General features: G+C 52.0%; 6 protein-coding genes. 3 read left to right on the forward strand and 3 right to left on the reverse strand.

Annotation, left to right across the window (positions count from 1 at the left end):
* Positions 1 to 319, forward strand: a 319-nt coding sequence (locus tag D6694_01655; GenBank protein RMH47658.1) for a 50S ribosomal protein L3 N(5)-glutamine methyltransferase, incomplete at its 5' end; no start/stop codon positions are given.
* Here D6694_01655 and hutI read toward each other — a convergent pair.
* Positions 309 to 1,508: an imidazolonepropionase gene (hutI, locus tag D6694_01660; GenBank protein ID RMH47663.1), complete on the reverse strand. Its 1,200-nt coding sequence runs from the start codon at positions 1,506 to 1,508 to the stop codon at positions 309 to 311. The two genes, D6694_01655 and hutI, sit on opposite strands and share 11 nt — an antisense overlap.
* 67 nt (positions 1,509 to 1,575) lie before the next feature.
* Between hutI and D6694_01665 the strand changes: the two genes are divergently transcribed.
* On the forward strand, positions 1,576 to 1,959 hold the full coding sequence (locus tag D6694_01665; protein ID RMH47659.1) for a response regulator: 384 nt from the start codon (positions 1,576 to 1,578) through the stop codon (positions 1,957 to 1,959).
* A gap of 24 nt (positions 1,960 to 1,983) precedes the next feature.
* Positions 1,984 to 3,324, forward strand: coding sequence for a formimidoylglutamate deiminase (hutF, locus tag D6694_01670; protein RMH47660.1), 1,341 nt, complete (start codon positions 1,984 to 1,986; stop codon positions 3,322 to 3,324).
* 6 nt (positions 3,325 to 3,330) lie between these two features.
* On the opposite strand, the gene D6694_01675 is transcribed toward hutF, so the two are convergent.
* Positions 3,331 to 5,208, reverse strand: coding sequence for a response regulator (locus tag D6694_01675; GenBank protein ID RMH47661.1), 1,878 nt, complete (start codon positions 5,206 to 5,208; stop codon positions 3,331 to 3,333).
* On the reverse strand, positions 5,186 to 5,941 hold a 756-nt coding region (locus D6694_01680), incomplete at its 5' end, for a hypothetical protein (GenBank protein RMH47662.1). The genes D6694_01675 and D6694_01680, both read right to left, overlap by 23 nt.

The raw sequence follows: 5,941 nt of genomic DNA on the forward strand, positions 1-5,941 counted from the left end.
ACAGTACGATCTCATTGTTTCTAATCCGCCATATGTGGATGCTCAGGACATGGAGAATTTGCCTGAGGAATATCGACACGAGCCGGTGCATGCGTTGGCTGCAGGTCACGATGGCCTCGACCTGGTGCATCGCATCCTTCATTCGGCACATCGCTACCTCAAACCGAACGGTGTACTGATCGTTGAAGTGGGTAACAGCGCCGAGGCGTTGATGAACGCATACCCGACGGCTCCTTTTGTATGGATTGAGTTTGCCCGTGGTGGTGATGGTGTCTTTTTTCTATCGCGTGACGATCTGGTGAACCATTTCAATTCATGAAAAGCCGTCCGTTGACCACACGCGCTACAGCACTCCGGCCGCCAATGTAGTAGGAAAGCTCATGGTGCGACTGACAATCCCAGATGGCCAGATCGGCGCGATAGCCTACTGCGACCTGACCACGGTCACTCAGTCCCAATGCTCGGGCGGCATAACGCGTGACGCCTAACAGACTTTGACTGGGGGTGAGTCCAAAGAGGGTGCAAGCCATATTCAATATCAATAATGGTTGGGTCATCGGTGCGCTTCCGGGATTGGCATCCGAACCGAGGGCAATGGGAACCTTGTTTTGTATAAGCTCAGCGACCGGTGGCTTCCGAGTTTCTTTCAGACAATAAAATGCGGCGGGTAACAACACGGCTGTGGTTCCGTGTGATGCCATGGCACGGATATCGTCGTCGTTTATGTATTCCAAGTGGTCCGCACTGATGGCGCCAAGCTCAGCCGCGGTGCGCGCCCCTCCGCTATGCGACAATTGTTCGGCATGAATTTTTAGTTGAAAGCCTAGCCGTTTGGCTTCAGCAAGCAATTTTTGAGTTTGCGCTTGGTTAAAAGCGATCTTTTCACAAAAAATGTCAACCGCATCTGCTAATTGCTCGGCTTTGGCTTTGGGAAGCAGGGTATCGCAGATCCACTGGATATAGGCATCGCCTTGTCCGGAAAACTCAGGCGGAACGGTATGTGCGGCAAGCAGTGTGGCGTAGACGGTCAGGTCGTCGCTGTTCAGTTGTCTGGCCACACGCAACATTTTGAGTTCATCCGTCTCGGTCAAGCCATAACCGGACTTGATTTCGACCGTGGTAAAGCCGTGCGCGCGCCAAGCCGAAAGCCGTTGCTTGGCTGTTTGATACAGCTGTTGCTCTGTGGCTTGACGTGTCTTGGTGACTGTTGCCTGAATACCGCCTCCACGCCGGGCAATGGTTTCATAGCTAACGCCTGCAAGCCTGAGCGCAAACTCATTAGCGCGGTCGCCAGCGTAGATGAGATGAGTATGTGGGTCGATAAGTCCGGGCGTGACGAGCCTGTGTTCGGCATCGAACAGAATTTCACCCTTTGGTGAAGTCGAAGCCTCAGTCAAGGCATGGATGTTTCCATCTTTGATGCCAATGTGAACCAGTTGTTCTTCTCCTGACCATCCTTCGGTGCAATCAGCCAGACGGGCATTTAGGATCCACTGTGTGTGATTCATAATTGGTCTTATGGATGTCAAAATTTGTGCTATTTTACGGACTTTGCCAAAGGATGAGAAATCCATCATGGGTGACCAGCCAACGAAGATCCGAATTCTTGTGGCAGAAGATGATCTGGCCAATCAGCGGGTGGCCGAGTTGTTTTTGACACGCCTCGGGTTTGAGGTCGTGATAGCGCAAAATGGTGAAGAGGCGGTTAGGCTGGCGCAAAAGGCCCCCTGTGCACTCATTATTATGGACTGTCAAATGCCAGTTATGGATGGATTTGAAGCCACACGCCGTATTCGCGCATCAGGCATTGAGGTGCCGATCATCGCGATGACAGCCAATTTTGGTGTTCGTGATAGAGAGCGCTGCTTGGAGGTTGGAATGAATGACTTTGTTTCCAAGCCGGTGGATTTTCGTTTATTGACCGAAGCGCTCGAAAAATGGATCCATCGTGGGTGTTAATCTAAAGGTAGGGGTGTGGTGACAATGCGTATTTTCGCCAGAAATCTATTAACGGAGCATGGGTTCCGTCCCAATCAAATTCTGACAGTCGAAGGAGGTGTTTTACGTCGTATTGCCGCAGGGCGAGACAGTGAGGCAGACCACATTTTTGATTTGGTGCTGCCCGGTTTTATCAATACACATTCGCATGCTTTCCAATGGGCCTTTGCGGGGCAAGCAGAATATCGGACAAGACCGGATGATTCTTTCTGGAGTTGGCGTCAGGCGATGTACGAAGCCGCCAATGGCATGAGCGCGGAACAACTTGGGAGACTGGCGCGGCAGTTGTACGCGAGAATGTTGGAAGCTGGATACAGTTGGGTCGCCGAGTTTCACTATGTGCATCATCAGGAAGACACTACGCCATATTCGGATCCAGCGCATATTGGACATATCCTCATTGAAGCGGCACAAAGTGTCGGTATCGGTATTTGCTTGCTGCCCGTGCTTTATCAGTATTCTGGTTTCGGACGGCAAGCACCTTTGCCCGAGCAGCGACGGTTTATCAGCGACGACGGCCTGTACGGGGAAATCCTCGGTAGTTTGCGGGCACGTTGGCAGGGGCAGCCCGGCGTCGTGATTGGCATGGCACCGCACTCTTTGCGCGCTGTTGATGTGGAGCGATTGCCTCAACAACTGGAGGCCTGGCACCAACCCGGTATGCCAATCCATATTCATATTGCGGAACAACCGCTGGAGGTGGAGGCCTGTGTCCAGCATTACGGACATCGACCCGTGGCGTTGTTGTCTCAGCACTGTCCGATCGACGAGACATGGACGTTGGTGCATGCCACCCATCTCGACGCTAGTGAAATGGCTTCGATCGTGCGCGCTGGTGCCATCGTGTCACTGTGTCCGACGACGGAGGCAAACCTTGGGGATGGCGTGTTTCAGCTGAGTGAATATGACCAGCTCGGCGGCCATTGGAGTATTGGCAGTGATTCTCACGTTTGTCTGAATCCCGCGGAGGAATTACGCTGGCTCGAGTATGGTCAGCGTCTGCGCTCGAACCGCCGTTGTGTTTATGCCAGTGAGCAGCAGCCGAATGTGGCGGTGCGTTTGGTACTTGAGGCAATTCGTTCCGGACGCCAGAGCCTGGGGCTGCCGACAGCATTGTGGCCGTCCGACCACCTTTGTGATTTTGTGGCATTCGACGGGATGGACTGGCGTAAGGACACCCGCCCTGAACAGGCACTTTCGCAGTGGTTGTTTTCCGGCCGGCCTGTGCAGCCAGCTGCCGTTTTTGCCAACGGCCTTTGGCGCGTCTGGGAAGGAAAGCATATTGAGCGGCCACATTTGGATAATGAATGGCAACGCTTATGCTAAGTTGTTCTAGTCGCCAAATTCGATCAGTGTCGTGGAGCGAATTGCCCGAACAAGTGCGTCGATGGTCGTAGGTTTGGGAACCTGAGCGACGATGGATAGGCGCGCTTTGGTCTCGTCAGTAAAGACCTCGCTGGTGGCGCTGATGATAATGGCCTGGGTGTCTGCATTCATCGAGTCTTGCTTTCGCAACGTTTCCAGAAAAGTTACACCATCCATTCTTGGCATATTCAGATCGACGGCAAGCAGGTCAAACGGTTGTTCGTTGGCGACCCTGAGGGCTTCTACACCGTCATTGGCAACGGTGCAATCTAGTCCAAGTTTTCTGAGCATTCCGCAGAGGACTTTTTGATTGGCGATGTTATCTTCAATGACCAAGACGCGACCGATAAAGTGAGGTAATTTGTCGAGCTGAAGTTGGGATGTTGTATTCTGGTGAGTGTGGACTGTCACGGGAAGTGTGACGGTAAATGCAGCGCCTTGGCCGGGGTGGCTGTCGAGGGTGATTGTGCCGCCAAGCAGCTCCGTCAACTGCCGAGTGATTGTCAAGCCAAGACCTGTCCCTCCGTAGCGCCGAGTTGTGCTGTTATCGCCTTGCGTAAAGGCTTCGAATATACGTTTTTGGTTCTCCGGTTCGATGCCTGGTCCAGTGTCAGAGACTTCGATTTTGAGCCACTTTTGTTGGTCTGATTCGATGAGCTCTGCGCGAAGTGTCACATGGCCTTTTTCAGTAAATTTCACTGCATTGGAAATTAAATTCGAAACAATTTGTGTGACGCGTGTCGGATCGGTGCCAATCGCTTTGCCTTTCAAATCATCTACGTCAATCTTAAGTGAGATGCCCTTTTGTTCTGCCTGTGAGCGGAATGTTTTGGCGACGGAGGTGAGCCGATCATAGGCATCGAAATTGATATGTTCAATGGCGACACGGCCTGCCGAGAGTTTCTCAAAGTCGAGGATTTCGTTGATAAGCGTGAGCAAATGCTGCGTGGATTGGAGCGCGAGTTGAACGTATTCCTTTTCTTGTTCGGGCAAATTGGCATCGGCCAGCAATTGCAACATACCCATAGCGCCATTCATCGGCGTGCGAAGTTCGTGGCTGATGTTGGCTAAAAACTCAGATTTTGCGCGATCTGCGGCCTCTGCTTGCTCTTTGGCACGCACAAGGGCTTCGGTATATTGCTGTTCAGCCTCACGCGACTTCTCAAGGGTTTCCGCCAGTGCGTTGAGGTCATTGGCGAGACGGTTCAGCTCATTGTTGACATCAACCTTAACACGCACATCGTAGCGACCGTTACGCAATTGGCGCACACTTTGGGTCAAGGACAGAATGCTTTGCGACAGACGTCGACCGTAGTAGAGGGCACCAAGGACAGCGACCGCCAAAATGCTTAACGCGATCAATGCCCCGAATAACCAAATCTGTTTTTGCTCTTCTCGAAGCGCCTGACGTGATAGCTTGATATCGACTTCGCCGAGTTTCTGATCCTCTGCGCTGTCAATGAAATCGTCCTGAAAGCTGGCTTGTGCCATCACCGACTGATGATAAATGGCCAAGTCAACCGTTTTGGCCAGCCTTGGGTTGGCTCGTTGAAAGATGACGTTGCCAAATTTATCGCGTATCTCGATGGAAACGATATCCGTTTGGTTAAGCAGCTGACTGGCGAGCCGTTCCAGCATGGTTAGATCACCTGTAAAAAGGCTGTATTCGGCAGTTTGCGCCAATTGCTTCACGATGAGCTCGCCACGCTGGTTCATGTGTTCCGTGGCATGTTGCAGACTTTTGTCGATAAAAAAGTAAGTCAGGCTGGCAAACAGTAGCAAACATGGCACCAAAATCAGGGCATAGATTTGACGTCCAATTTTACTTGGCTTGGTCGCGTTCATACTTCTGCCACCTGTCTAGTTGTTTTTCGATCTGAGCTTTCAGTCTTTTTGGCGTGCCCGGAAGGACCCCATAGGCTTGCGCCACTTGCGGGTTGACGACGATGTCGAAAGCTTCCGAGAAGTGCAGACGGACGCCCTTTTGGAAGCCCTTTGCGGGAGAAGAAAGGATGTCTTTAAGCAAAGTGCCTTGTTGTTCGATTGTCACGATGCAGCTAGCGAGTGCGCCGGCATGTACGAAGTTTCGGCTATTACCGATGAGCGGTGTACGTTGCCGATAGGCGGCCAACAAGACATTACGCGCTGTGTACGCATTGATAAATTGCGGTGCCAAGGGCAGCAATACCAAATCGTGTCGTTTGATTGAAAACAGAAAAGTGCCAGCAAAATTGGTTTGAGTGACGGGCGCGATGTCGAGCCGGAACGCTTCTATGTCATTGTCGGTAAAGCGTGAGAGCATCGATTGCCAGCGTTTCGTGTATTGGGATGAAAACGTGCCGATTCGACGACCTCTCGGATAAATCGTACGCGCCAGAGCAAGCTGACACAGTGGTGGTGGATCGACCGCGATGATATCAATGCTAAGCTCTGAAAGTGTGTGGAAATGTTGAGATGCCATTTGGTACCAGAGGGCTTCGGGAACATAGGCAACCACCCAATGGGCGCGGTCTTGCCGTTTGTCTCGGCATGCGAGCGCTTTTTCCAAAGCGTTATGTCCAAGAAGAATGAGGTGCGT

This window comes from Gammaproteobacteria bacterium, assembly GCA_003696665.1.
Lineage (GTDB): Bacteria > Pseudomonadota > Gammaproteobacteria > Enterobacterales.